The sequence below is a fragment of the Janthinobacterium sp. GW823-FHT06H09 genome, assembly GCF_058794735.1.
Map to the genome: position 1 here is coordinate 33,733 of NZ_JBXAHC010000024.1, position 26,667 is coordinate 60,399.

The 26,667-nt window shown below is 62.5% G+C and carries 25 protein-coding genes; 18 read left to right on the plus strand and 7 right to left on the minus strand.

Translation table 11 applies throughout. The features are described from left to right. The first annotated feature begins 150 nt into the window (after nucleotides 1-150). From pstS to AC1Q6X_RS26515, 16 genes are all read left to right on the plus strand, one after another. Nucleotides 151-1,200, plus strand: coding sequence for a phosphate ABC transporter substrate-binding protein PstS (pstS, locus tag AC1Q6X_RS26440; protein ID WP_070310489.1), 1,050 nt, complete (start codon nucleotides 151-153; stop codon nucleotides 1,198-1,200). Between the two features lie 344 nt (nucleotides 1,201-1,544). Beyond that, nucleotides 1,545-2,516, plus strand: coding sequence for a phosphate ABC transporter permease subunit PstC (gene pstC, locus AC1Q6X_RS26445; protein ID WP_227742171.1), 972 nt, complete (start codon nucleotides 1,545-1,547; stop codon nucleotides 2,514-2,516). Further along, nucleotides 2,513-3,409 (plus strand): phosphate ABC transporter permease PstA, encoded by an 897-nt coding sequence (pstA, locus tag AC1Q6X_RS26450; RefSeq protein ID WP_492498893.1) that lies wholly within the window; start codon nucleotides 2,513-2,515, stop codon nucleotides 3,407-3,409. Before pstC ends, pstA begins: the two co-directional genes overlap by 4 nt. 38 nt (nucleotides 3,410-3,447) lie before the next feature. Then, complete coding sequence (pstB, locus tag AC1Q6X_RS26455) at nucleotides 3,448-4,230, plus strand: phosphate ABC transporter ATP-binding protein PstB (RefSeq protein WP_373631409.1); 783 nt, start codon at nucleotides 3,448-3,450, stop codon at nucleotides 4,228-4,230. Nucleotides 4,231-4,278: 48 nt separating this feature from the next. Then, nucleotides 4,279-4,989, plus strand: a complete 711-nt coding sequence (gene phoU / locus AC1Q6X_RS26460; protein WP_492498894.1) for a phosphate signaling complex protein PhoU — start codon at nucleotides 4,279-4,281, stop codon at nucleotides 4,987-4,989. 5 nt (nucleotides 4,990-4,994) lie between these two features. After that, on the plus strand, nucleotides 4,995-5,684 hold the full coding sequence (locus tag AC1Q6X_RS26465) for a response regulator (protein WP_034755074.1): 690 nt from the start codon (nucleotides 4,995-4,997) through the stop codon (nucleotides 5,682-5,684). A gap of 11 nt (nucleotides 5,685-5,695) precedes the next feature. Beyond that, the gene (gene phoR / locus AC1Q6X_RS26470; protein ID WP_070290773.1) at nucleotides 5,696-7,012 is read left to right on the plus strand and encodes a phosphate regulon sensor histidine kinase PhoR; all 1,317 of its coding nucleotides are present in this window, start codon (nucleotides 5,696-5,698) and stop codon (nucleotides 7,010-7,012) included. 76 nt (nucleotides 7,013-7,088) lie between these two features. Further along, the gene (gene senA, locus AC1Q6X_RS26475) at nucleotides 7,089-8,285 is read left to right on the plus strand and encodes a selenoneine synthase SenA (protein ID WP_492498895.1); all 1,197 of its coding nucleotides are present in this window, start codon (nucleotides 7,089-7,091) and stop codon (nucleotides 8,283-8,285) included. A 33-nt stretch (nucleotides 8,286-8,318) separates the two neighbouring features. After that, on the plus strand, nucleotides 8,319-10,265 hold the full coding sequence (locus AC1Q6X_RS26480; protein WP_492498896.1) for a UvrD-helicase domain-containing protein: 1,947 nt from the start codon (nucleotides 8,319-8,321) through the stop codon (nucleotides 10,263-10,265). Between the two features lie 94 nt (nucleotides 10,266-10,359). After that, nucleotides 10,360-11,274 (plus strand): NAD-dependent epimerase/dehydratase family protein, encoded by a 915-nt coding sequence (locus tag AC1Q6X_RS26485; RefSeq protein ID WP_492498905.1) that lies wholly within the window; start codon nucleotides 10,360-10,362, stop codon nucleotides 11,272-11,274. Between the two features lie 392 nt (nucleotides 11,275-11,666). Then, entirely contained in the window at nucleotides 11,667-12,050 is a 384-nt protein-coding gene (locus AC1Q6X_RS26490) for a LiaF transmembrane domain-containing protein (protein WP_070218057.1), read from the plus strand. Next, nucleotides 12,040-12,855: a LiaI-LiaF-like domain-containing protein gene (locus AC1Q6X_RS26495; RefSeq protein WP_492498897.1), complete on the plus strand. Its 816-nt coding sequence runs from the start codon at nucleotides 12,040-12,042 to the stop codon at nucleotides 12,853-12,855. The genes AC1Q6X_RS26490 and AC1Q6X_RS26495 overlap by 11 nt, the downstream gene beginning before the upstream one ends. Before the next feature lie 6 nt (nucleotides 12,856-12,861). Next, on the plus strand, nucleotides 12,862-13,938 hold the full coding sequence (locus tag AC1Q6X_RS26500; RefSeq protein ID WP_492498898.1) for a sensor histidine kinase: 1,077 nt from the start codon (nucleotides 12,862-12,864) through the stop codon (nucleotides 13,936-13,938). Between the two features lie 11 nt (nucleotides 13,939-13,949). Beyond that, nucleotides 13,950-14,678 (plus strand): LytR/AlgR family response regulator transcription factor, encoded by a 729-nt coding sequence (locus tag AC1Q6X_RS26505; RefSeq protein ID WP_492498906.1) that lies wholly within the window; start codon nucleotides 13,950-13,952, stop codon nucleotides 14,676-14,678. 58 nt (nucleotides 14,679-14,736) lie between these two features. Continuing rightward, nucleotides 14,737-15,138, plus strand: a complete 402-nt coding sequence (locus tag AC1Q6X_RS26510; RefSeq protein WP_492498899.1) for a type II toxin-antitoxin system RelE/ParE family toxin — start codon at nucleotides 14,737-14,739, stop codon at nucleotides 15,136-15,138. A gap of 21 nt (nucleotides 15,139-15,159) precedes the next feature. Further along, nucleotides 15,160-15,588: an XRE family transcriptional regulator gene (locus tag AC1Q6X_RS26515; RefSeq protein WP_492498900.1), complete on the plus strand. Its 429-nt coding sequence runs from the start codon at nucleotides 15,160-15,162 to the stop codon at nucleotides 15,586-15,588. A gap of 16 nt (nucleotides 15,589-15,604) precedes the next feature. Here the strand turns inward: AC1Q6X_RS26515 and AC1Q6X_RS26520 are convergent, their stop codons facing one another. From AC1Q6X_RS26520 to AC1Q6X_RS26530, 3 genes are all read right to left on the minus strand, one after another. Next, nucleotides 15,605-17,869, minus strand: a complete 2,265-nt coding sequence (locus AC1Q6X_RS26520) for an ATP-dependent DNA helicase (RefSeq protein WP_492498901.1) — start codon at nucleotides 17,867-17,869, stop codon at nucleotides 15,605-15,607. Next, nucleotides 17,866-19,518, minus strand: coding sequence for a VRR-NUC domain-containing protein (locus AC1Q6X_RS26525; protein WP_492498902.1), 1,653 nt, complete (start codon nucleotides 19,516-19,518; stop codon nucleotides 17,866-17,868). Before AC1Q6X_RS26525 ends, AC1Q6X_RS26520 begins: the two co-directional genes overlap by 4 nt. An 86-nt stretch (nucleotides 19,519-19,604) precedes the next feature. Further along, nucleotides 19,605-20,309, minus strand: a complete 705-nt coding sequence (locus tag AC1Q6X_RS26530; RefSeq protein ID WP_070290783.1) for an SMI1/KNR4 family protein — start codon at nucleotides 20,307-20,309, stop codon at nucleotides 19,605-19,607. A 157-nt stretch (nucleotides 20,310-20,466) separates the two neighbouring features. On the opposite strand from AC1Q6X_RS26530, the gene AC1Q6X_RS26535 reads away from it, so the two are divergent. Further along, the gene (locus tag AC1Q6X_RS26535; protein ID WP_230506223.1) at nucleotides 20,467-21,696 is read left to right on the plus strand and encodes an MFS transporter; all 1,230 of its coding nucleotides are present in this window, start codon (nucleotides 20,467-20,469) and stop codon (nucleotides 21,694-21,696) included. 170 nt (nucleotides 21,697-21,866) lie between these two features. On the opposite strand, the gene phaP is transcribed toward AC1Q6X_RS26535, so the two are convergent. The 4 genes from phaP to AC1Q6X_RS26555 form a co-directional block, all read right to left on the minus strand. Then, nucleotides 21,867-22,478, minus strand: coding sequence for a TIGR01841 family phasin (gene phaP / locus AC1Q6X_RS26540; protein ID WP_070218072.1), 612 nt, complete (start codon nucleotides 22,476-22,478; stop codon nucleotides 21,867-21,869). Between the two features lie 107 nt (nucleotides 22,479-22,585). Then, nucleotides 22,586-22,780 carry a hypothetical protein gene (locus AC1Q6X_RS26545; protein WP_070310501.1) on the minus strand — a complete coding sequence of 65 codons (195 nt, stop codon included), beginning with the start codon at nucleotides 22,778-22,780 and terminating at the stop codon, nucleotides 22,586-22,588. Between the two features lie 47 nt (nucleotides 22,781-22,827). Continuing rightward, on the minus strand, nucleotides 22,828-25,068 hold the full coding sequence (locus AC1Q6X_RS26550; RefSeq protein ID WP_492498903.1) for an ATP-binding protein: 2,241 nt from the start codon (nucleotides 25,066-25,068) through the stop codon (nucleotides 22,828-22,830). Nucleotides 25,069-25,159: 91 nt separating this feature from the next. Then, nucleotides 25,160-25,588, minus strand: coding sequence for a winged helix-turn-helix transcriptional regulator (locus tag AC1Q6X_RS26555; RefSeq protein WP_070290787.1), 429 nt, complete (start codon nucleotides 25,586-25,588; stop codon nucleotides 25,160-25,162). Between the two features lie 114 nt (nucleotides 25,589-25,702). On the opposite strand from AC1Q6X_RS26555, the gene AC1Q6X_RS26560 reads away from it, so the two are divergent. Next, on the plus strand, nucleotides 25,703-26,554 hold the full coding sequence (locus AC1Q6X_RS26560) for an SDR family oxidoreductase (RefSeq protein WP_492498904.1): 852 nt from the start codon (nucleotides 25,703-25,705) through the stop codon (nucleotides 26,552-26,554). Nucleotides 26,555-26,667 lie beyond the last annotated feature (113 nt).

The window sequence follows — 26,667 nt, forward strand, 5'->3', positions numbered from 1 at the left end:
TGTCATTTTTCGCGCCGAAAAGGGCGGTTCCCCGGGCGTAGCCAATTATTTCAGGATTTTTTGCCCATGTCATAAACCTGTCATATTCGCTTGCTAGACTGCGCAGCATTCAACCGGGACTTTGAGCCCTAACAACCCTGAGGACTTGATATGCAAATGAAGCAAATGTTCAAATTTATCGTCGTGGGTGCTTCGGCAGCGATGGCATTTTCTTCCGCTTCCGTCATGGCGGCAGATATGACAGGTGCTGGTGCAACCTTCCCGTACCCGATCTACGCCAAATGGGCTGAAACGTACAAAGCCAACACGGGCAACGGCCTGAACTACCAGTCCGTCGGTTCCGGCGCCGGCATCAAGCAAATCAAGGCCAAGACTGTCGAATTCGGCGCTTCGGACATGCCTTTGAAGGCGGAAGAGCTGGAAGAAGCGGGCCTGATGCAGTTCCCGGCCATCATGGGCGGCGTGGTCACCATCGTCAACCTGGACGGCGTGGCCCCAGGCCAGCTGAAAATGACGGGTAAAGTCGTTGGCGACATCTACCTGGGCAAGATCACCAAGTGGAGCGCGCCTGAAATCGCCGCACTGAACAGTGGCGTCAAGCTGCCGGACACGGAAATTACCGTGGTGCACCGCGCCGACGGTTCGGGCACCTCGTTCCTGTTCACCGACTTCCTGTCGAAAACCAATCCGGAATTCAAATCGAAAATCGGCGCTGGCTCGGCTGTGAAATGGGCCGTGGGCGTGGGTGGCAAGGGTAACGAAGGCGTCGCCGCCAACGTGCAGCGCATCAAGGGTTCGATCGGCTACGTCGAGTGGGCTTACGCCAAGAAAAACAAGATGTCGCACACCCAGCTGCAAAACAAGGACGGCAACTTCCTGCAGCCTGACGACGAAAACTTCAAGGCAGCCGCCGCTTCGGCACCCTGGACGCAAACCCCAGGCTTCGGCGTGGTCCTGACCGACCAGGCTGGCAAGAACAGCTGGCCGATCACGGGCGTGTCGTTCATCCTGATGCACAAAGTCCAGGCTGACCCAGCCAAGGCAAAAGAAGTCCTGAAATTCTTCGACTGGGCCTACAAGAACGGCGGCCCTGCTGCCGTCGAACTGGACTACGTGCCGATGCCGGCATCGGTCGTGAAACTGGTGCAGGAATCGTGGAAAGCCAATTTGAAAGATGCATCGGGCAAGTCGATCTACTAATCGCATAGCCTGAGTCATTCATCCTTGCCCCGCCGGCAGTATGGCGGGGCAGGGAGTTAGCCAGGACCGCCCGCAAGCCCTTGCAGACGGTCCTGGCTAAAAGAATAAAAGTAGCTGAAAGAATAAAAGCAACGACGCCTGACAAAACCGTAGCGAGCGGAAGGGAGTTGCGGTCGAGAAGCGCAACTGTACGAAGGTACAGTGAGCATCGCAGGCCGTAAATCCCGACGCGCAGTAGGTTTTGACAGGCGTATTAAAACAGCAGCACCGGCAGTACCACCCACATCTGGCACAATATGAGCGCACAATCTACCTCCTCCACGATCCCCCTGCCAGGCGGCACCATGACCGATTCCATCAGTCACGCGCAAATGCTTTCCACCATGCGCAAGCAGCGCTTCCAGGATTTCATGTTCCACAAGGTGACGATGCTGTTCGCCCTGTCGGTGCTGATCGTCCTGGTCGGCATCATCATTTCGCTGATCATGGAATCGATACCGGCCTTCAAGACCTTCGGCCTGCATTTCATCGTGTCCGCGGAATGGGACCCCGTCAATGATCAGTACGGCGCCTTGATCCCCATCATCGGCACCCTGGTGACGTCCGTCATCGCCTTGCTGATCGCCTTTCCCGTCAGCTTCGGCATCGCCCTGTTCCTCACGGAAATCTGCCCGGCCTGGCTGCGCCGCCCGCTGGGCACGGCTGTCGAGCTGCTGGCCGGCGTGCCATCGATCATCTACGGCATCTGGGGCCTGTTCGTCTTCGCGCCCCTGTTCGCCGACCACGTCCAGCCCCTGCTGAAAGCCACGCTGGGCAACGTGCCCGTCATCGGCCAGCTGTTCAGCGGCCCCATGATGGGCATCGGCCTGTTGACGGCCGGCCTGGTGCTGGCCATCATGATCATCCCCTTCATCGCTTCCGTGATGCGCGACGTGTTTGAAATCGTCCCTGCCGTGCTGAAGGAATCCGCCTACGGCCTGGGCTGCACGCGCTGGGAAGTGGTGCGCAAGATCGTCTTGCCATACACCAAGACCGGCGTCGTCGGCGGCGTCATGCTGGGCCTTGGCCGCGCGCTGGGCGAGACCATGGCCGTGACCTTCGTCATCGGCAACGCGAATAAACTGTCGTGGTCGCTGTTTGCCGCCGGTAACAGCATCACCTCGCTGCTGGCGAACGAATTCGGCGAAGCGCAATCGGCGCTGCACGTATCGTCGCTGTTCTCGCTGGCCCTGATCCTGTTTGTCATCACCTTTATCGTCTTATCCGCCGCCAAGCTGATGCTGGCTGGCATGTCCCGCAAGGAAGGCACGAAATGAGCCAGCTCAGCCAAGTTAGCACCCTCGACGTTCCGGCCAAGCCGGCGATCAACCCCGTCTACCGCAAGCGTTTGCTGATGCACCGCGTCGGCATCGCCCTGTCGGTGGCCGCCATGGCCCTGGGCCTGGCCGTGCTCGTGTGGATTTTGTTCACGCTGGTGATCAAGGGTTTCGGCGCGCTGTCCGTCGATCTGTTCACGCAAACGACGCCGGCTCCCGGCAGCGAAGGCGGCGGCTTGATCAATGCCATCGTCGGCAGCGCCCTGATGGTGGGCCTGGCCACCGTCGTCAGCACCCCGATCGGCATCCTGGCCGGCATTTACCTGGCGGAATACGGCGAAGAAAACAAGCTGGCGCAAGTGACGCGTTTCGTCACCGACATCATGCTGTCGGCGCCATCGATCGTCATCGGCCTGTTCGTGTATGCGCTGTACGTGGCGCACGTGAAACACTTCTCCGGTTACGCCGGTGCCATCGCCCTGTCCCTGATCGCCGTGCCCGTGGTGGTGCGCACGACGGACAATATGCTGCGCCTGGTGCCGAACAGCCTGCTGGAAGCCGCATTTGCCCTGGGTGCGCCGCGCTGGAAGGTCGCCACCCTGGTGCGCTTGCGCGCTGTAAAAGCTGGCGTGATCACCGGCGTACTGCTGGCCTTGGCCCGCATCGCCGGCGAAACGGCGCCGCTGCTGTTCACGGCCCTGAATAACCAGTTCCAAAGCTTTAACATGAATGCGCCGATGGCCAACTTGCCGTCCGTCATCGCATCGTTTGCAATGAGCCCGTACGACAACTGGCGCTCGCTGGCCTGGGGCGGCGCACTGCTGATCACCTTCAGCGTGCTGGCCCTGAATATCCTGTCGCGCACCGTGTTCAGCCAAAAAGTCCCACATTAAACAGATACCGAGCGAAGCGAACCCATATGAATACGCAAATGAATCCAGCCCAAGACTTGGCACCAAAGAAAAAAACCATCGAGATTTCTGGCCTGAACTTTTTTTACGGCAAAACGCAAAGCTTGCATAACGTCAACCTGGACATTCATGAGAAGAAGGTCACGGCCTTCATCGGCCCGTCCGGTTGCGGCAAGTCGACCCTGCTGCGCACCCTGAACCGCATGTACGACCTGTATCCGGGCCAGCGCGCGGAAGGCTCCATCCTGTACCGCGGCCGCAATGTGCTCGACGCCGACCAGGACGTCAACATGCTGCGCGCCAAGGTCGGCATGGTATTCCAGAAGCCCACGCCGTTCCCCATGTCCGTCTACGACAACATCGCCTTCGGCGTGCGCCTGTATGAAGACCTGTCGAAGGGCGAAATGGACGAGCGCGTCGAGTGGGCTCTGAAAAAAGCCGCGCTGTGGGGCGAAGTCAAGGACAAGCTGACGAAAAGCGGCCTGTCGCTGTCGGGCGGCCAGCAGCAGCGCCTGTGCATTGCGCGCGGCGTGGCCGTGAAACCGGACGTCTTGCTGCTCGACGAGCCGACCTCGGCGCTGGACCCGATCTCGACCTCGAAGGTGGAAGAGCTGATCAGCGAACTGAAACAGGATTACACGATCGCCATCGTGACGCACAATATGCAGCAGGCGGCGCGCTGCTCCGACTACACGGCGTATATGTATCTGGGCGAGCTGGTGGAATTCGGCGAAACGGACCAGATTTTCATGAATCCGGCCCGCAAGGAAACGCAGGATTACATCACGGGCCGCTTCGGCTGATCCGCCCAGAATAACGATATACAAGACTACTGAATACGGAGAGACAGCATGATAGGCGAACATTCATCCAAGCAATACGACAACGAACTCGAAGCGATCCGCTCGAAAGTGCTCCTGATGGGCGGCATCGTTGAAACCCAGTTCCTCGACGCGATGACATGCTTTCGCATCGGCAACCCGGAACGCGCCGACCGCGTGATGCGCGAAGACGACGTCGTCAACCAGCTGGAAGTGTCGCTGGACGATGCCTGCAGCCATCTGATCGTGCGCCGCCAGCCGGCCGCCAACGACTTGCGCACCATCATGGCCACCATCAAGGTGATTACCGACCTCGAGCGCGTAGGCGACGAGGCGACCAAAATCGCCCGCGTGGCGAAGAACTTGCACAAGCGGGGCAACGCCGTCGTCAACCATTACGAGATGGTGCGCGGCATCGCCAACACGGCCACCGACATGCTGCACGACGCGCTGGACGCCTTCGCGCGCAACGATGGCAAGCAGGCATTACAATTAATTGCACAAGACGCCATCATCGACCATGAGTTTCGGTCTATCATGCGCAACCTGATTACCTTTATGATGGAAGACCCGCGCACGATTTCGGCGGCGCTCGATACCCTGTGGGTGGCCAAAGCCATCGAACGGATCGGCGACCATGCGAAAAACATCGCCGAATACGTGATTTACGTGGTTGAAGGCAGGGACATCCGCCACACCAAGGTGGCTGCTCCCGCCATTTCCGAGGAGCTCCCTGAGTAAGCTTTATGGCATCTGATAAAACCACGGTATTGATTGTTGAAGATGAGCCGGCCATCGTTGAACTGGTGACCTATTCGCTGCGCGAATCCGGCTGGAATTGCTGTTCCGTACAAAACGTCGCCGATGCCTGGGAATTCATCCAGCACCGCACGCCGCATCTGATCCTGCTGGACTGGATGCTGCCGGACCAGACGGGTTTGCGCCTGCTGTCGCGCATCCGCGCCGACCGCAATTTCGCCGCCATCCCCGTCATCATGCTCACCGCCAAGAGCATGGAAGAAGACAAGCTGGCCGGACTGAACAGCGGGGCCGACGATTACGTCACCAAGCCGTTCTCGCCGCGCGAGCTGCTGGCCCGCGCCAAGGCCCTGTTGCGACGCAAGAGTCCGGAACACGCGCAGGCGCCCATGCGCGCCGGCAACGTGGCCCTGGACCCCGTCAGCTGCACCGTCATGATGGATGAACAGAAGATCGATATCGGCCATGCCGAATACAAGCTGCTGAAATTCCTGCTGGCCCATCCGGAGCGCGTGTTTTCGCGCAGCCAGCTGCTCGACAAGGTGTGGGGCGACCATGTGGTGATCGAGGAACGCACGGTCGACGTCCACGTATTGCGCTTGCGCAAAGCCTTGAAAGAGGCGGAAAGCCTGATCAAGACCGTGCGCAGCGTCGGCTACATGTTGTCTGAAAAGTAAAGCCTCACTCTATGAATCCGAAATTGCTGTTCTGGGTACCGGCCGCCCTGCGCATGGTGCTGGCGCTGCTGGGCGTGGCCGTCGTATGGTATCTGTTCGGCGCCACGTATGCGCTGGGCATCGCCTTCGTGCTGATGGCCATGATGGTCTTCGTGCAGCTGTCGTATTTGTTCCAGCTGAGTAACTGGCTGGACAATCCGCAAAGCGCCAAGCTGCCCGACGGCTGGGGCGCCTGGACCAGCATCTTCGCGCGCCTGTACCGCATGCGCCGCGATGACGAGAAAAACCAGGCCGAGCTGACGGAATGGCTGGCGCGTTTCCGCCAGGCCATGCATCTGTTGCCCGACGGCGTAGTCATCATGGATGACGTGCTGTTCCTCGAATGGTGCAATCCTGCCGCCGAGAAACACCTGGGCCTCACGCACGAGCGCGACAAGGGCATGCGCGTGACGAATTTGATCCGCAGCCCCGAGTTCATGGATTACATCATCCTGGGCCGCTACGACCAGCCGCTGACGATTACCTTCCGCAACCGCAAGCTGATCGTGCAAATCATCCCGTTCGAGAACCGCCGCCAGATCCTCGTCACGCACGACGTGACGGAGACGGAACGCATCGAAATGATGCGCCGCGACTTCATCGCCAACGCTTCGCACGAATTGCGCACGCCGCTGACGGTCATCGTGGGCTTCCTGGAAATCGCTTCCGCCGAGCTGGACCTGGATGCCGCCACGCGCGCCGCCCACCTCAAGCTGATGACGGAGCAGGGCCACCGCATGCAGCATCTGATCGAGGACATGCTGACCCTGTCGCGCCTGGAATCGGTCGACTATCCGCTGCGCCCCGAGCCCGTGGACATCAAAAAGCTCATGCAGCAAGTCTTGCGCGACGCCAAGGGCTTGTCGGCCGGCAAGCATGAAGTGACCATGGAATGCGACGGCCCCGACGTGCTGGGCAGCTACGATGAACTGTACAGCGCCTTCGGCAACCTGGCCTCGAACGCCGTGCGCTACACGCCGGCCGGCGGCACCATCACCCTGCGCTGGCAGGATGGCCCGGCCGGACCGCAATTCATCGCGCAAGACACGGGCATCGGCATCAGCCAGGAACATATTTCGCGCCTGACGGAACGTTTCTACCGCGTCGACAAGAGCCGCTCGCGCGAAACGCAGGGCACGGGCCTGGGCCTGGCCATCGTCAAGCACGTGCTGCTGCGCCACGGCGGTACCCTGGCCATCCAGTCCGTGGCCGACAAGGGCAGCAGTTTTATCGTCAGCATGCCCAAATCCGTCGTCACGCCGCTGCAGAGCGAGTTGCTGGTCAAGTAGGCCGGGGAGGGGAGCATCCCCTGCCTGTTTCCCGTGCGACTAGTGCAAAGTTGGCATAAGTCGTTACAATCTGGCTATGACTTTAATCAACGCCTCTTTTCGCCAAGCCGGCGCGCAGCAACTGGTCCAGTCGCTGCTGGCCGCGCGCCAGGACACCCTTTCCCTGTTTGACTGTTACGTCACTGCCGGCCTGGACGTGGTGGCGGGCCTGCCCCGTCATCCGCGCCTCAATCCGCCTTTATGGCAACTGGCGCAGATCGCCTGGTTTGCCGAGTGGTTCATCCTGCGCGAAGCGGCGTCCAGCCATCCGGCCGATGCCATTTATAACTCCCTGCTGACACGCGGCGACGACTTGTTCGACGCCAACATGGTGCAGCAGCGCGCGCGCTGGACGCTGGAACTGCCCAGTCCTGGCGCCGTCAAAACGTATTGCCACGAAGTACTCGACAGGGTCCTCGATAAACTGTCGCGCGAAGCCAATGTCGACAGCGCCCTGGCGCCGTACCGGCTGGCCCTGGCCCATGAAGACTTGTGTGGCGAGGAAATGCTGGCCGGTCTGCAATGGCTGGGCCTGGAAGCACCGGAATCCCTTGCGGCCAGCCCGGCCTTGCCGCCCGGAGCGGGCCAGATCGCTTTTCCTGGCGGTACCATTGCACTGGGCTCGCCGCGCGATGCCGGGTTTGCCTTCGACAATGAATCGCCGCCCCACAGCTGCTACGTGGCGCCGTTTTCCATCGATGCCTGCGCCGTATCCAATGCCCAGTTTGCCGACTTCGTCGCCGATGGCGGCTACCAGAACCGCCAGTTCTGGAGCGCGGCCGGCAGCGCCTGGCTGATGCGGCAGGAGCGCTCGTCGCCGCTGTACTGGCTGCGCGAAGCGACGCAGTGGCGCACCATGCGTTTCGGGCAGCGCACGACCTTGCCGCCGAACGAAGCCGTGCGCCACATCAACCTGTATGAAGCGCAGGCCTATTGCGCCTGGGCGGGGCGCCGCCTGGCGACCGAGGCGGAATGGGAGTATGCTGCGCTGTCCGGCCACCCGCGCTTTCACTGGGGCCAGGTGTGGGAGTGGACGGCGACGCCGTTCGAGCCGTATCCGGGCTTTGCGGTGGATGCCTGGCGCGAATATTCGGCGCCGTATTTCATGCAGCACCAGGTACTGCGCGGCGCCTCCTTCGCCACGCCGCCGCGCCTGCATTCGGCCCGCATGCGCGCCTTCCATGCGCCCGAACGGGGCGACATCTTTGCCGGCTTGCGCACCTGCGCCTGGTAGCGCGCCGAGAACAGACATCATTTCAGGATACCCTTGAGTACAGATAACGCCCCGCAGTTCATTCCCAAACGCATCACGCCCACGCCGGAGCAGGTCGCCATCCAGACGGCGCAAAAGAAAGTGGTCTTGATCGACGCCAATGCCGGCGCGGCCAAGACGACGACCCTGGCCCTGCGCCTGGCCGAAGCCCTGCACCGGGGCCGCGCGCCCGAACGCATGCTGGCCCTCGTCTTCACGGAAGCGGCGCGCGTGGCCCTGCGCCAGCGCCTGCTGGAAGTGGGCGTGCCGCTCGGTGTCGTCAAGCGCCTGACGGTCGACACCTTCGACGCCTTTGCCGCCAAGGTGCTGTTGCAGCTGGAAAACATGCAAGTGGCCTCCATGCGCAGCGATGAAGAGCTGCGCCCCGTGGCCTGGGAAGCGCTGGAAGTGGTCTCCGAGAAATACGCTCACCGCTATCCGCTGGAAATCAACACGACGAATGGCGCCATCGCCGAATTCCTGAAACTGCAATTGCGCACCAAGGCGCGCCTGGATTTCCAGAATCCCGACTTCGAGAGCAATTCCCTCGATGACAACCTGGAAATGCTGGGCATGTCGCGCACGCATTATCTGTGGCTGCGCGAATATGAAGGCTTGCGCGGCGCCGACACGGGCGATATCCAGTTCCGCGCGCCCTTCGACGCCACCTACGACCTCGTGCGCATGCTCGACGGCGACGAACCGTTGCGCCAGCAATTGCCCGCGTTCCAGATCATCGTGGCCGATGAATTGCACGACCTGAACGAGGCATCGTTCCGCCTGCTGACCATGCTGATACGCCGCGGCAACGCGTTTTTCTGCGGCGCCGGCGACAAGGATCAAGTGATCTACACGTGGTCGGGCGCTGACCACCGCTTCCTGCGTCAGCGCTTCGAGCAGGAATTTCCCGCCTTGCAACGCCTGCCGCTGACGGCGTCCTACCGCTACGGCCCGCAACTGGCGCAGGCCGTGGGCGTGCTGAAAAACAAGCCCAGCGTGTCGGCTCTGTCGCGCGCCACCCACATTGAACTGCTCGAGTATGACCATGCGCAGCCGCAGGCGTGCAGCGCCCAGCTGATCGCCGCGCTCGAACACGTACATGCGGGCACGACGGCCATCTTGCTGCGCGACCGCGACCAGGCCATCCGCGTGGAAACGGCCCTGTTCCAGAGCGGCATCGCGTATGGCCTGGTGGACATGAACAGTTATCTGCTGAGCCTGGAAGTGCTGATGCTGCGTGGCATGGTCGCCATCGCCCGCAAGGATTTGCACGCGATCAAGAGCGGCCCGCGCCGCGGCGAAATCCTCGAAGCCCTGGTGGCCTTCGCGGAAATCCCGTTTACACGCGCGGAATTGCAGCAAGCCAAGGCCGACGTGGCCAATTATCCCGACTTGCTGGAAGGTTTCTTGACGAACCAGCTGGCCAAGTCGCAGAACCAGGACAAGGCGGCGCTGACCCTGGCCGCCGTCGACTACCTGCGCGCGCTGCCCCCCGACGCCCTGGCCGGCGACGCGCTGCAGCACATCTTTGGCCTGATGCAGCTGGAACAGACGGCGCGCCGCATCTATGTCGACCCTGCCCAGGCGCGGGTCGTCGCCCGTTCCCTGCATGGCTTTATCGCCGTGTGCCGCGAAGCGGGCGTGGCGCTGGGCGGCTTCGCCGGCTGGCTGGGCGAGATGGAAGACGCCGTGACGGTCTCGACTGGCAAGGCCAAGCTGGTCATCGCCTGCATCGACCAGATCAAGGGCCTCGAATACAACCACGTGATCCTGCCTTACCTGGCCGTCGACGAATTCCCGCGCAGCAAGACTGATCCGCTGGAAGAAGAGAACCGTTTTTATGTGGCCGCCACGCGCGCACGCGACAGGCTCAGCTTGCTGACGCCGGAAGACCCCGCCTACCGGAGCCGCTACATCGCCGCCCTGCAGCTGAAAAACAAGACTGTTGCGTCCAAGGCATAAATCTTTTGCCGCGCGGCCGCTTTTTGCGAAAGACGAAAGCGGGCATACTTTGTTGCTGTGATTGATTGCAATCTGAACCAACAAAGGAGTAATGATGCGAGTATTCTTGACAGGTGCGGCAGGTTTCATCGGCAGTTCCATCGCGGCGGGCCTCGTGCGCGCCGGCCATCAGGTCACGGGCCTCGTGCGCAAGCCGGAGCAGGTGGCCGAGCTGGCCACTATCGGCGTGCAGGGTATCGTCGGTACCTTGAACGACCGCGAGCTGATCATCGAGCAAGCGAAGGCGGCGGACGCCGTCATCAATGCGGCCAGCAGCGACCACCGGGGCGCCGTGGAAGCGATCATTGAAGCGCTGGCCGTCAGCAACAAGCCTTTCCTCCATACCAGCGGCTCGTCCATCGTGGGCGACGCGTCGGGCGGCGAGGGCACGGAACAGATTTATTACGAAGACAAGCTGCCGGCGCCCACGGCCGACAAGGCGGCTCGGGTCGCCATCGATGAGCTGGTGCTGGCCAGCGCAAACAAGGGCGTGCGCGCCAGCGTGTTGTGCAACACCTTGATCTACGGCCACGGCGCCTTGCCGCGCGACAGCGTGCAATTGCCGCGCTTATTGAAACAGGCGCGCAAGAGCGGCATCGTGCGCCACGTGGGGCCGGGCCGCAATATCTGGTCCAACGTGCACATCGACGACGTCGTCAGCCTGTATCTGCTGGCGCTGGAAAAGTCGCCCGCCGGCACCTTTTACTTTGTCGAGTCGGGCGAAGCGGCCTTCCGCGACATGACGGCCGCCATCGCCCAGGCACTGGACCTGGGTCCCGCGCAGGACTGGCCGCTGCCGGAAGCCATTGCCGAATGGGGCTATGAGATGGCGTCGTACGGCCTTGGTTCCAACAGCCGCGTGCGCGGGGAACGGTCGCGCAAGCTGCTGGGCTGGCAGCCGCAGGGGCCGTCCGTGCTGGAATGGATCGGGAACGACATGCTGCGTTCGCCGCACGCCACGGCTGCTTGATGCAGCTCAGCAAATCCGCATCTGTGTGCGCTAGCGAACGGTGCTTTTGCCCGATCGGGAGTATGATGCCTTTGCTTGGTTGAGACGCACTGCCGTGAAGTTGGCGGCATGTTCGATCTTCCAGCAGGTCAGCCGGTCGCCTCAAGGATCGGCACCAGATTTCCGCTGCCGGCGCGCTTGCGCCAGGCGGCCATGCACTGCAACTCCAGGTCGCGGTGTGAACTGCGAACCCCTTCAAGGCCGGCCTAGCCGGTCTTTTTTTTGCCTGTTTTTTGCCCGTTATTCCCGCCGCCGCGCCATTCACCGCTGCCCGTCCGCCATTCGCCGAAGCGCTGTTTTCGCGCGGCTGAAATCCGCGTATCTTTACGATCAATTCACTTCAAGGGGCGACCGTGAAACCTGAACCAGCGTACTACCGCCGTACCCAGCTGTTGTGGGGCGTGCTGCTGATCGCCATCGGCGCCGTGATCCTGCTGGACCGGCTCGATGTGATCCATCTCCATGATTACTATGCACTATGGCATTATTGGCCGCTGATACTGGTCGTCTTCGGCCTTAACAAGCTGGTCGCGCCCGTGTCCGCCAAGCAGGTATTGAGCGGCTTGTGGCTGATCTTCTTCGCCGCCTGGTGGTATGTGTCGTATGAAGAACTGTGGAACTTGAATTTCTACAATAGCTGGCCAGCCTTGCTGATCGCCTGGGGCGTGGGCCTCGTGCTGGAGCCGCTGTTGAACAAACATTTTATTGCCTATCGGGAGTCCGAGCATGAAAAATAGACCGCCGCTGCACTCGCCATCGCAGATCGTGCTGGGCGTCATCGTCATCGTCCTGGGGCTGCTGTTCCTGCTCGATAACCTGGGCTTCATCAATGTGCGCTACACCTTCCGCTTCTGGCCCACCATCCTGATCATTTTCGGCTTGCTGAAAATATCGCAAAGCCATAACCGCTCCGGCTACATACTCGGCGGCGTGATGGTCTTGCTGGGCTTGAGCTGGACCCTGAAAGCCATGGGCTTGTTTTATATCAACTGGAGCATGCTGTGGCCGCTGCTCATCATCGCCGCCGGCGTGGCCGTGGTGTCGAAATCCTTGCCTGGCGCACAGCAGCGGCAGCGCCGCCGGCATTTTGCCGCGCCGCCCGATGGCAGCGCTGCGCCTGATGCCTTCGTCCAGCCCAGGAATGGCGCCGTGTCGCTCGACAAGGAACCCGCCGATGCCGCTGCAGCGCCTAGCGCCAGCGGCCAGGCCGACGACGACAGCATCATCGAAGTGACGGCCATCCTCGGCGGCTACGTGCGGCGCGTGTCGTCGCAGCGCTTCAGGGGCGGCGATATCAACGTCATCATGGCCGGCTGCGAAATCGACTTGCGCCAGGCATCGATCGACGGCGAAGCCGTGCTCAACGTGTTTGCCCTGTGCGGCGGCGTCACCATCAAGATTCCGCCCGACTGGAGCGTCGTGCTGCAAGGCACGCCCATCCTTGGCGGCTTCGAAGAAAAGACCATCGTGCCGCCAAACCAGAACAAGCGCCTGTACGTGACGGGTTACGCCATCATGGGCGGCCTGGAAATCCGCAACTAGGCGCGCATGTCCGGACCCTTGTCGAAGCGGCGCGGCGCCGTGGTGGTGTTCCTGGTCTGCATCGCGCTGGGCCTGGCCCTGGCCTCCCTCCTGGCCAGGGTGGCGCACGCGCCTTGGCTCAATGCCGTCCTGCTGGTGGTGCCCGCCACGCTCGTGTATGCGATCGGATCGGGGTTTTCCGCGTTTTACCTGTGCCGCGCCTATCCCTTGCACGCCCGCCATCCGCTCGCCATTGCCGGCGTGATGGGCGTGGCGGCCCTGTTCGCGGGCTTGCTGTGGGCGACCCTGCTGCAATTTCTGAACAGCGTCAGCCTGTTGCTGGAGCAGTACTGGCTGGGCGTGGACCTGACGCAATCGCTGCTGGCCCTGTTCTTCGGCCTGGGCGTGCTGCTGTATTGCCTGGCCGCCGCCGTGCATTATCTGCTGCTCGAATTCGTGCGCGCCAGGATGGCCGAGCAGCAGGGCCTGGAAGCGCAGCTGATGGCGCAGGAAGCGCAACTGCGCATGCTGCGCACGCAAATCGATCCGCATTTCCTGTTCAACAGCCTGAACTCCATCAGCGCCCTGACGTCTATCGATGCGGCGGGCGCGCGCCAGATGACGGTGCAGCTGGCCAGCTTCTTTCGCCAGAGCCTGAGTCTGGAAGCGCACAAGCACATCACCGTGCAAGAGGAACTGGTGCTGATCCGCCACTTTCTCGCCATCGAGCAAGTGCGCTTCGGCGAACGCCTGCAAGTGGCGGAAAGCATCGACACTGCCGCGCTGGCGTGTTTGCTGCCGCCCATGCTGATACAGCCGCTGGTGGAAAATGCCGTCAAGCACGGTATCTGCGGCTTGACGGAGGGCGGCCTGATCGCCATCGAAGTCCGGCGCGCGGGCAGTCTGTTGCAGATCGCCGTGCGCAATCCTGTTGATGCGGATCAAGGGCCAGCCCGCGGCAATGGCGTGGGCCTGGAAAATGTACGCCAGCGCCTGGCCGGCGCGTATGGCCACGAGGCCGGCGTGCACTGGGCGCGGCACGGCGCGACGTTTGAAGTGACGCTATCGATGCCGGCGCAGACCGGCGGCACGGAGGAAGCATGATGCAGGCAAGAATGCGGGTGGCCATCGTCGATGATGAATTACTGGCGCGCAGCGTGTTGCGCGAATACCTGGCGCGCCATGACGATATCGACATCGTCGCCGAGTGCGCCAATGGCTTCGACGCCGTCAAGGCCATCGCCGAACTGGAACCGGAACTGGTGTTTCTCGATATCCAGATGCCGCGCCTGGACGGTTTTGAAGTGGCCGAGCTGATCGGCGCGAAGACAAAGTTGATCTTTGTCACGGCCTACGACCAGTACGCCTTGAAAGCGTTCGAATGCCATGCGCTCGATTATCTGCTCAAACCGTTCAGCGAACAGCGCTTCGAGCAGGCGCTGGCCCATGCGCGCGCCAACCGCAGTTTGCCCGAAACTGTGCAAACGCTGGCGCGCGAGGCGGCCGCGCGCGCCGCGCCCCTGGACCGCGTGCTGATACGCGACGGCGCCAAGGTCCACGTGATCGCCAGCGCCCGGATCGACTATATCGAGGCGCAGGACGATTACATCAGCATCCGTTCCGAGGGCAAGTCCTACCTGAAAAGCCAGACCTTGGCGGAACTGGAAACCCAGCTCGATCCCGCCAAGTTCCTGCGCGTGCACCGCTCGTACCTGCTCAATATCGACGGCATCCGCCGCATTGAGGCGGCGACGAAAGACAGCCACGTGGCCATCTTGCGCGACGATACGAGGATACCGGTCAGCAAGGCGGGGTATCAGAAACTCAGATTACTGGTGGGCTAGCATTTTCTGCGATGCAGATGCATAATCATCTTCGCATGATATCATCAGGAGGTGATAATTGAGTGCGCCGAAGACTTGGCCGGTCACGTTTCACGATGACTTCGATGCGGAATTCGATGCTCTGCCGATAGATGTCCAGGATGAATTGCTGGCGAGTGCCGATGCACTGTCGAAGCTGGGTCCGGCTGCCGGGCGTCCTCATGTCGGGACGTTGAAGCATCCTAAACACCCGAATATGAAAGAGCTGCGTTTCAAGGCCAATAACGGGGCAGAGGTGTGGCGCGCGGTCTTTGCTTTCGATACACGGCGAGAGGCGGTCATTCTGGTTGCGGCAGCCAAGCAGGGTGTCGACGAGGACAGGTTTTACAGGGATTTGTTGTTCAAGGCAAATGCGCGCTACGAGCAACACCTCAAAAACCTGACCACGGCGACAGCAAGGCAGGGCAAAGGCAGGAGATGATTTCAGGAACAGGAGCTAGCCATGGGAAGAAATCTGAATGACGTGATCCACAGTTTGCCGGCCGAGCGTCAGGCAAAAATTGCGGCTCTGTCCCAGGAGAAAATGCAGGAAATGATAGCGCATGCCGCCACGCTGACGGATTTCCGCAAGGCCGTGGGCAAGACCCAGGCGGAGGTTGCCAGGGAACTGGGGATTCAACAGCATGCCGTTTCCCAGCTGGAAAAGCGTACCGATACCTATGTCTCGACCTTGCGCCGCTTCCTGCAATCGCTGGGCATGACATTGGAATTGTCGGTCGTTGCGAAAAACGGTGTTCGTATCGAACTGCAGAATTTTCTGCGTAGCCAGGAAGTTGATGCCGATGTCCATGACAGCGCACTTGCTGCATCTGCGACGCCCCCACGAAAGCGCAAAGCCGGTGTGCCGCGCAAGCGGGCTGGCAACACGTGAAGAGATTAGCTGCGTGCTATCCGCCAGCCGGTTGCACATCCCACCACGTGGGCAAGAGTTGCCGTATTTCCGGGCGTGAAAAACGGTCGTCGATCAGGTACACGACGCCCTTGTCCGACTGGGTGCGGATGACCCTGCCTGCCGCCTGCACCACCTTCTGCATGCCTGGATACAGATACGTGTAGTCGTAGCCGGCGCCGAAGATTTCGCCCATGCGCTGGCGGATCTGCTCGTTGACGGGATTGATCTGCGGCAAACCCAGGGTGGCGATGAAGGCGCCGATCAGCCGGGCACCGGGCAGGTCGATGCCTTCGCCGAAGGCGCCGCCGAGCACGGCAAAGCCGATGCCGCGTGTTTCCAGGCCGAAGCGGCCCAGAAATTGCGCGCGTGCACCGTCATCCATGCGGCGCGGCTGCTGCCAGATGGGCACGTCGGGGTAATGCTGGGCGAACAGGGTGGCCGTCTTTTCCATGTAATCGAAGCTGCTGAAGAAGGCCAGGTAGTTGCCCGGCGTTTCCGCGTATTGCTTTGCCATCAATTGGGCAATGGGCAGCAGCGAAGCGGCGCGGTGCTGGTAGCGCGTGGAAATGGTATCGGCCACGCGCACGGACAGTTGTTCCGCCTGGAATGGCGATTCCACGTCGACCCAGGCCGTGTCGGCCGGCATGCCCAAGGTATCGCTGTAGTAATTCCACGGGCTCAGGGTGGCGGAAAACAGGGCCGTGCTGTGGCTGGCCGCGAAGCGCTCTTTCAAAAAGGGGGCCGGCACGATGTTGCGGATGCAGACGGTGGAACCCGTGTCCGTTTTGCTGACGTCGAACAGCGAATGCGCGCCAAAGCTTTCCGCCAGGCGGTTGATCAGCAGCACGTCGAAATAGAAGCGCTGCAAGTCTTCATCGAGCGCGGTAGCATGCTCGGCCATGTAGTCGCCGATGGCCGTGGCCACGCCTTGCAGGGCGCCAAAGAATTTGTCGGGCAAGGCCGCATGCACGTGGTAATCGCCATCCTGCTCCTTGAGCAGGGCCGTCCACTGGCGCGAGAGGCGGTCCAGCGGCTTTTTCAGCCCTTCGGGCGCGAACTTGCGCAGCATTTTCAGGTCGATCTGCGCCAGTTCGGCCGAATACATGCTGCGCGCGCGCGACACCATATTGTGCGCTTCGTCGACCAGCACATTGACTTTCCAGTCGTGGGCCAATGTCATGCCGTACAGCATGGCGCTGAGGTCGAAATAATAATTGTAGTCGCCGATGACGACGTCGCTCCAGCGTGCCAATTCCATGCCCAGGTAATACGGGCAAATACCCTGCTGCAAGGCGACGGCGCGCACGGCTTCCTTGTCGAGGATCAAACCGCTGGCCAGCGCCACCTCGCGCGCCAGCGGCAGGCGGTCGTAAAAACCCTTGGCCAGCGGACACGATTCGCCGTGACAAGCCTTGTCGGGATGTTCGCAGGCACTGCTCTTGGCGCTCAGTTCCAGCACGCGCAAGGGCAGCAGCGGCGCGCTCTCCTTGAGGATGGCGCAGGCGTCGAGCGCCATCTGGCGGCCCGGCACCTTGGCAGCCAGGAAAAACAGTTTGTCGAGGCCATGTGCGGCCGTCGCTTTCAACATGGGAAACAGGCTGCCCACCGTCTTGCCGATGCCGGTCGGCGCCTGCGCCAGCAAGCCGCAGCCGCGGCTGCTGGCCTTGTACATGGCTTCGGCCAGCTGGCGCTGTCCCGGGCGGAAGTCCGCGTGGGGAAAGGCCATGGCCGTGAGCTGCGCGTCGCGGCTGGCGCGGTGCGCCATTTCCTGCTCGGCCCAGTCGAGGAACAGCGCGCAATGCTGCTCGAAGAACAGGCGCAGCGCCTCGGCCGTGCATTCCTCGTGCATGACGGTTTCCTTCTGGCTGGCGATGTCGAAATACACGAGCGCCACGCGCAGCATGGGCAGGTTCAGCTGCTGGCACAGCAAGTGGCCGTAGATGCGCGCCTGCGCCCAGTGCAGCTGGCGGTGGTTGGCGGGCATCGTGTCCAGTTCGCCCCGGTAGGTCTTGATTTCTTCCAGCTGCCGCCGCGCCGGGTCGTAGCCATCGGCGCGGCCCCGCACGTGCAGGGGGCCGAAGTCGCCGCACAGGCTGATTTCGCGCTGGTAATCGTCGTCGCGCCGGCCCGTGACGGTGGCGTGGCCGGCCATGCCTTCCTGCGCCGTGGGCGAGGGAGTGAAACGCAGGTCCAGGTCGCCCACCTTGGCCGTGAATTCGCACAGGGCGCGCACGGCGATCGTGTACCTCCTGGCGCTCATGCCGCCGCCTGCCATTGCAGATAGCACACGCTGACGGGCATGGCGTGCTGGGCGCAATACGCGATCCAGCGCAGCTGGTTGTCTTGCAGGCGGTCGCCCGGACCCTTGACTTCGATCATGCGGTAGCGCCGTTCCGCCGGCCAGAACTGGATCAGATCAGGCAAGCCGCTGCGGTTGCTTTTGATATCGAGCAAGATGCGCTCGAACGCCTTCTTCAGGTGAGCGGCGGGCATGCAGGCCAGCGCCAGGTCCAGCAAGCCGTCGTCCAGCGCCTCCCAGCTGACGAAGGGCGAGACGACGCCGTGCTTCGCGGCAAAGGTGGCGCGGATGGCGGCGTGGTAGCTGCCGTCGTCCAGTTGCGCCAGGCAGGCGGCGAAGTCCGTGCTGCGGCGCTGGTAAAAATCGGCGCTGTGCAAGTCGGCCGGGCCACGGTGAAACGGGTGGAAGAAAGCGCCCGGCATGGCCTTGAAGATGGCGGGCCAGCACAGCAGGCCGAACAGCGAGTTGATCAGGGTATTTTCCACGTAGTACACGGGGGCCTCGTCCTGCATCAGGTGCTGCCGCACCACGCCTTCCACGTAGTACGCCTCGCTTGGATACGGCAGCAGCAGGTCGATGCGCTCGACGCTGGCGGGGGCGCTGGCCGCCTGCTTCGCATGGCCCAGCTTGCGCCGCAAGCGGGGGGCCATGCGCAGCAGCAATTGTTGTTCCGCCTCGCTTTCCGGCGCCGCCAGGGCAATCATCAGGCGTTCATAGGCCGCTTGCGGCTGCTCGTCTTTTTCCAGCACGCGGATGGCGCGGCCCCGGGCGCCCGGATAACGGCAATCGGCATAGGCGCGGTAGGCGGCCGGCCAGTCCTGGCATTTCTCCAGGTGCTGGGCGATCTGGAAACGCAGCTTGTCGCGCCGGCTGGCCAGCCAGGTATTGTCTTCTGGCAATGGCAGCGCCGCCAGTTCCTGCAGCACCTCGTCCGCCGGCGCGCTGTCGTTGTAGCGTTCCCGACACTGGTGCAGTACTTCATAGTGCTCGATATCCTGGCGCGTGCGAAAACCGCGCGACTCGGGCGAAAATTCCACTCTTTCATACTGGTACACGCCCAGGTCGGACAGCACGAATTCCGACCAGTCCTGATGATAGTTGCCAAAGTAAATCAGGCGCAGACGGTCGCACAGGGGCTGCAAGCCGATGCGGTACAGCACGTCGCTGCAGGCCGGATGCCATGCGGAAAACGGTCTGTTTTCCCCATGCTGTTCGCGCAAGACCTCCAGCTGCTCGGCCTTGCGCGCCGCCTTCAGGGACGGGGCGAGATCGAAAGCCTGGGCGATTTCCGCTTTCAGCAGCAAGTCGAACAGCTCGTCGAGTGCAATGACGGGATCGGCTTCCACCCATGCCAGGGCCAGCAAGGGCAGGGCGGCCGCGCGCGTGTCGCCGATTTCCGGATAATTGAGCTTGCTGGCGCGAAACAGGCAGCCTTTGCGCATGACAAGGCGCACGAACAGGGCGCGCGACGGCTGCGGCAGTGCGCGGAAGTCGGCGATGAAGCACGTTTCTTCCGCACTCAGCAGATCGGCGTAACGCGCGCTGATCCAGCTCAGCACGTCCTGGAAATTATCCAGATAGTACAGGGGATTTTCCAGGACTCTCAACATGGGGGCAATTGGGGCAAGGTGATGGTTTTTACTGTGTTTATATACAGTTTAAACCTTCAGCGGCCGCTTGCCCAGCGATTTTATGCTCAGCCAGCCGCGCTGTAGGCAAAACAGGTATCAAATTTTTCGTAGGGAATCAGTTCGGCGCGCAGGCTGGCCAGTTCGATGTCGGTCAGCAAGCCCCGGTGCGCCTGCTTGCGTCCTTTCGGCAACGCCACCTCGTAATCGAGGATGTCCCTGGCCAGCAAGGTTTGCAGCACGTCGGCTTGCCGCGCCGTCAGGTAGCGCGCATGCGTGCCCAGGGTGTTGGCCAGCTGTTCCCTGAATGCCTCGTCGCTGACCTCGTTATAGGTATCCTGATCCGCCATGCTGTTCAACAACATGTGGAACACGAAATCCTGCAGGTTTTTCGCCAGGTACTGCGCTTCATTCTGGTCATGCCACAGCAGCACGACGGGCATGTCGCCGTCGTGCTGACCGGAGGCGAAAAAGCAGTAGTGGTCGCCCGCGCCCGTTTGCGCGAACGGGATGAAGCGGAAGGCGGGATCGATCTGCCGGTAATCGTCCGCGTCGCGCAAGGTGTCCGCCTCTTCGGCCACGGCCTTGATGTTGAGCAATTCGAAATCATCGGCATGCAACAGCAGGGTAGGGCGCTCCGTCAAGGTGGGATAGACCAGCTTGTACCAGTCGGGCCCGTATTCGCCCACGGCGAGCATGCCGTCGCTCTCGAGCTGCCGGTACAGCGCAGGATAGATAAAGCCGTGTTTGCTTTCAATTTCTGACAGCGTCATGTTTGTCCTGTTCAACGTGGGTCATGGCGGCATGATAGCCGAGGCGATGCCTGGCACGCTTCATGGCGGCAAGGATGAGCATGATTAATAGATATTTAAGTTTGCTTGTGTGGCATGGTCAACGTATGCTTGCCAGACTAAAATTCGCTGAGCCCGCATGAAAAACATCATCTTGATTTCCGCCGCCTGTTTGCTGGCGCTGCTGTCGACCATCGGCGCCTCCTTGCCATACCCGATCCTGCCGCCCCTGTTCGCGGCCGAGGCGCCGAATGCCTTCAACAATTTCCTCGGCTTGCCGTCCAAATTGCTGTTCGGCCTGGCGCTGACCATCAACCCGCTGGGTTTGCTGATCGGCTCGGCCCTGCTGGGGCCCCTGTCGGACCGCTACGGCCGCCGCCCCTTGCTGATGCGCACGGCCGTGGGCGCCGCCATCGGCCACGCGATCACGGCCTGGGCACTGGTGATCCAGTCCTATCCGCTGTTCATCGTTGCCCGTTTCATCACGGGTTTGCTGGAGGGTAATGGCGCCGTGGCGCGCGCCATGCTGGCGGACCAGCTGACGGGACCGCTGCGCCTGCGCGCCATGTCGTGGCTGAACGGCGCGTTTTACCTGGGCTGGCTGGTGGGCCCGATCCTGGCGGGCGCCACCTTGCATTGGGGCGTGACGGTGCCGTTCTGGATCGCCGCCGCCGCGCTGATGCTCGTCGCCGTGCTGGTGGCCGTCGGCTTGCCGCGCGAAACGCCCTCGCTATTGACGACGTCGTGGTGGCAAGTGGCGCGCGACCGCCATTCGCTCAATTTGCTGCGCCATGAGGAGCTGCGCACCCTGTTCATCGTGCAACTGGCGTTCACCTGCGGCGTGGCCAGTTTTTATGAGTTCTATCCGCTGTGGCTGGTCGAGACGGCCCATTATCATGCGCAGGAGATTGCCTGGGTGAATGTGGGCCTGTGCGGCACGATGACGGTCACGTCCTTGCTGGCGGGCGGTCCCAGCCGCCATGCGCCGCTGCTGCGCGCCTGCTGGTATGCCTGCGGCGTGGCGCTGGCCGTGGGGATTTTGGCGATGGGCAATATCTGGGTGGGCATCGCCGCCATCGTGCTGTTCGGCATTCCGAATGCGCTGTACAACACGGTGATACAGGGCTGGTGCGCCGAGCGCTTCAGTGCGCACGGACAGGGCGCCGTGATGGGCTTGCTGGCCACCACCTTTTGCATCGCCAACATCGTCGTGGCCCTCAGCGGCTCCGTGCTGACCCTGATCGACACGCGCCTGATCCTCGTCGCGGGCGCCTTGTCCGCCGCCTGGGCCGCATGGCGCATGGCGGCCTGGCGCCGCCAGCTGGCCGGAACCGTCGAGGCGAAGGCTCGCCAGGATTTCTGCAGCTAGGCTCAGGCTATTTCTGGGGTGTGGGAGGGGGCGAATACCGGACCCTGCCGGTGAATTCTTGTAGGTCGGGTAGGTCGGATTAGCGCGCAAGCGCGTAATCCGACATCACCATGAGCGCCAGCAGTGCGTCGGATTACGCGCGGCCTTGCCGCGCTAATCCGACCTACGGCTTACTTTTTGGCAGCCTTCGGTTTGGCCGCCGGCGCTGCTTTTTCAGCCGCAGCCTGGGCGCCGGCCGTGGCTTTTTCCGTGGCCTGCGCCACTTGCGCGCTGGCCTTGGCGATCTGCTCTTCCACGGTCTTCACGGCCTGTTTCGTGGCCTTGGTCACTTGCTCGTAGCCGAGGAAGGCGTTGTCGATGGCGGCCTTGACGATGGCGACGGCGTTTTCCGAGCCTGGCGGCACGTTTTTCGTGACGTCGTAGATCAGGGCGCTCAGATTGCTTTTCGCTTCGGCCACATGGGCTTCGGCGGCCGTGGTGAATTCCGTGTGGATTTCCTTGATGATGTCGTCGAGTTGCTGTTTATACGCTTTTGCGCCGGCCACGCCCGGCTGCAGCTGGGCGGCGGCGGCGGCCATGGCGGCCTTCGGATCCTTGGCCTGGCTGATTTCCTTGCCGGCGGCAAGGCCATCCTCGATGCCGGACTTGGCAGTGGCCATGTTCAGCGCCAGCACCTGTTCCACGCCTTGCACGGCCTTGGAAGTGAGGGTGTTGAAGGTCATCAGCTGGAATTCAAACAGGGCCTTGGTGGCCGATGCGAATTGTTCGGGATTCGTAAACATGTGGTCTCCTCGGTTTGAATAGATACGTTCTTATCGTTCCATACTCTTTCGACGCCGCATTGCCATCGCTTGATCTCAAGCCGGTGCCCCGTGTGGTCATGGCCCCATTATTTAACAAGCGCCGGTTTTTCGCAACGGCTATCTTTGTACGGTCCCGAGGCCAGTTCCCAGCCAAATCCGAGGGTGGACTGGGCGCATGACAGGGTGCCGTCGATCTTGCTGCGCCATTTGTACCAGGGCGCCGGTCCGGCAGAGGCGTACGCGCAGGCGGCCAGCAGGGCCGTGGCGATCAGGTATTTCATAAGTACTCCAAAAGCAAAGCCTGCCGGCATTGTAGCGTGCCTGCCGTTCAGGGGGCGGGCGATTGCGGCGCCACGGCGGGCAGCTGCAGGGTGAAGGTGGTGCCGCTGGCGTCGCCGATGCTGCTGGTGGCGTCGATATGCCCGCCCAGCACGCCCGTGACGATGTTGTGCGCCACATGCAAGCCCAGGCCCGAACCACCGGAACCGAGCTTGGTCGTGAAGAAAGGGTCGTAGACGTGCACGAGGTCGTCGGCGGCGATGCCCACGCCCGTGTCGGCGATGGACATGGTGATCGTCTTCCCGTCGTCGCTGCCGCGCGCCCTGACGTTTATGGTGCCGCCGCTGCGGCCCTCGAAGGCGTGGCGCAGGCAGTTTTCCAGCAGGTTGCTCAGCACCTGGCCCAGCGGACCGGGATAGCTGTCCATCGCCAGGCCCTCCGGCACGTCCTGCGTCAGGCTCAGGCCGGCGGCCTTGAGCTGCGTGCACAGGGGCAGCATCAGCTCGGCTACGAACTGGCGCAGCAGGAAGTGGCGGCGTTGCGAACTGGCGCGGTCGACGGCGATCTGCTTGAAGCTCGAAACGAGGTCGGCCGCGCGCTGCAGGTTGCGCAGCATGATGGCGTCCGCCTCGCTGGCCTGGGTCAGGTAGGCGCCCAGTTCGGAGCGGCGCAGGCCATCGAGAAAGCTGGCCTGGATTTCGCGCGTGCGTTCGGCCATGGTGGTGGCCACCACCAGACCGTTGCCGATCGGCGTATTGAGTTCATGCGCGATGCCGGCGACGAGCGCACCGAGCGCGGCCAACTTGTCGCGGCGCACCAGTTCTTCCTGCGTGATGGACAGGTTTTCCAGCGCGGCGGCCAACTCGCGGTTCGTCTGCTCCGAATGTTCCTTGGCCTGCGTCAGGGCCGCCGTGCGTTCGGCCACCAGCTCTTCCAGGTGGGTGCGGTGGCGTTGCAGCTCGCGTTCATGGCGCATGCGGCCAATCGCGATGCCGGCCAGGTCGGTGGCCGTGTCGATCAGTTCCAGGTCGCGCGCATCGGGCTGGCGTACTTCGCGGTAGTACATGGCGAAGGAACCGAGCACGGCGCCATCCTGGCCGAAAATGGGTTGCGACCAGCACGCGCGCAAGCCGAACGGCGCGGCCAGCTCGCGGTAGGGCACCCACAGCGGATCGCGCATGATGTCGCTGACCACCACCTGTTCGCGCAGGAACATGGCGGTGCCGCAGGAGCCCACGCCGGGGCCGATGGCCACGCCTTCTAGCAGGGCCATGTACTCGGCCGGCAGGCTGGGGCCGGCCGCGCTGTGCATGTGGGTGCCGTCGTCGTCGAGCAGCATGATGGAGCACAGCACGCCGCGCGACTGGCCTTCGATCAAGAGCAGCAGCTGGTTCAGCGTGGGGATCAGGGGCGCGCCCTTGGCGACCATTTCCAGCAGGGCGCTCTGGCCCGAGCGCATCGCTTCGGCGAGGTTGCGTTCGGTCAAGTCGATGATGCGCGCATGCACGAGCTGGCGGCCCGGCACGGACAGGCGCATAAGGCGGATTTCGCAGGCGATCGGGTGGCTGTCCCGGTGGCAGCAGCTGGCGCGGAAGACGACGATCTTGCCTTGCAGGGTATCGCGGATCTTTTCTTCCAGCAGCTGCGGCGAGGCGCGGCCATCGCTCTGATGTTTGGGGAACAGCGGCTCCATGCCGCCTTGCAGCAACTCGGCCAGCGGCATGCCGAACAGTTCTTCGGCCAAGTGGTTGGCGTCGATCAGCAGCTCGTTGTCGATATCGAACAGCAGCACGGCGTCGGGTGAACCGGCCAATATCGAGTGGTAATTGACTTCCAGCGTTTGCGGATGCACGGGGCGCGGCGGCGTGGCGGCATGCGGCGCGGAAGCTTCGGCCTTGTGCAAGGCCAGTTCCATGAGGATTTTTTCCGCCACGTCGCGCGCATTGAAGGGCATCTTGATGTAGTCGGAAGCGCCGGCGCCTACGCTGCGGCCCTGCTCTTCGGCGCTGGGCGTGGCCGACATCAGCAGCAGGGGCACGCTGTGGCGTCCGCCCGCATTGCGCAGACGCATGCAGGTGGCGCCGATATTCGAGCCCGCCAGAGCCGCGTCGAGCAGGATCAAGTCCGTGCCGCCGGCCGCCAGTTCCACGCCTTCGTCGATATCGCCCGCCAGCCCCGTGCCCAGGTTATGCCGGTCCAGCACATACAGCAGTTCGCGCACTTCGTTCGGCGAATTGCTGACCAGCAGTACATTGGCCCGGTCGGTGATGGAAGAAATCAACTGATTCATGGTGTCGCGCCCTTACGCGGTTCATGGGCCTAGTATTACATCAAGGCAAGTAGGAGTAAACGATAATTCTTGATGATCAAAAGCAATCTGCTCAAGCCGCATTTTGCGCTGGCGGTGCCGCATCCAGGGCCGCGCGCGCCTGTTCGATGCGCGGGTAATTGTCTTCGATCCAGTCGACCAGCACGGCCAGGCGTTCGGCCGCCTCGCGCCCCAGCGGCGTGAGGCTGTATTCCACCTTGGGCGGGATCACCAGATACGCCTGTCGCAGTACGAAGCCGTCGCCCGCCAGCGCTTCCAGGGTTTGCGCCAGCATTTTTTCGCTGACGCCGCCCACTTCGCGGCGCAGTTCGCTAAAGCGCCGCGTGCCGCTCAGCAGCAGTACCAGCACCAGCACGGCCCAGCGGCTGGTCAGGTGGCTGAGCACGGCGCGCGACGGGCAGGTGGCCGCCAGCAGGTGCGCCCCCTGGTTCTGGCGGGCGAGGGCGGCGCGCAGGCTGGCGCCGGGAGTGTCTGTGGGCATGATAGTTGGTCTTCAATGTGAGGGTAATCCATACTTACCAAAAGGTACGTACTTACAATAAGTAAGTAATAGTCCTATTATAGGGTTTTACCAGCCACCCTCCAAGGAGAAATCATGATCGTCATTACCGGCGCCACAGGCAATCTGGGCCAGCACGTCATCGCCAGCCTGCTCGCATCCGTCCCCGCAGCCAACATCATTGCCGCCGTGCGCAACCCGGCCAAGGCCGCCGGTCTGGCCGCCCAGGGCGTGCAAGTGCGCCAGGCCGATTACAACGACGGCGCCAGCCTCGATGCGGCCTTCAAGGGCGCAACGAAAATCCTGCTGATCTCGTCGAGCGAAGTGGGCCAGCGCGCGCAGCAGCACCAGAACGTCATCGATGCGGCCAGGCGCGCCGGCGTTTCCCTGCTGGCCTATACCAGTGTCTTGCGCGCCGATACGTCGCCGCTGGGCCTGGCCGCCGAGCACGTGATCACGGAAGCGGCCATCCGCGCGTCGGGCCTGCCGTACACGTTCCTGCGCAACGGCTGGTATCTGGAAAACCATACGGAGCACCTGGCGCCCGTGCTCGAGCATGGCGTCGTGCTGGGCGCGGCGCAAAACGGCCGCTTCTCGTCCGCCGCGCGCGCTGACTACGCGGCGGCCGCCGCTGCCGTGCTGGTCGCGGACAGGCCGCAAGCGATCTATGAACTGGCCGGCGACCACGGCTTTACCCTGGCCGAGTATGCGGCCGAAGTGGCGCGCCAGTCGGGCAAGGCGATCGTCTACAAGGATTTGCCGCAGGCGGACTTCAAGGCGGCGCTGGTGGGCGTGGGCGTGCCGGAAGGGTTTGCCGAGTTGCTGGCCGATTCCGATGCGGGCGCCGCCAAGGGCGGCCTGGAAGACCATGGCAAGCAATTGAGCGCGCTGACAGGCCGTCCGACGACGACGCTGCTTGACGCCGTGAAGGCGGCGCTGGGCAAATAAGGGGAGGGAGGGCGCCATGGCAACACATGGCGTTCTGTGTCCAGTCCTAAAATAGGTTGACAGTATTTATTGCTGCACAAACGCCCGATGCACCGCATCGGGCGTTTTGTACT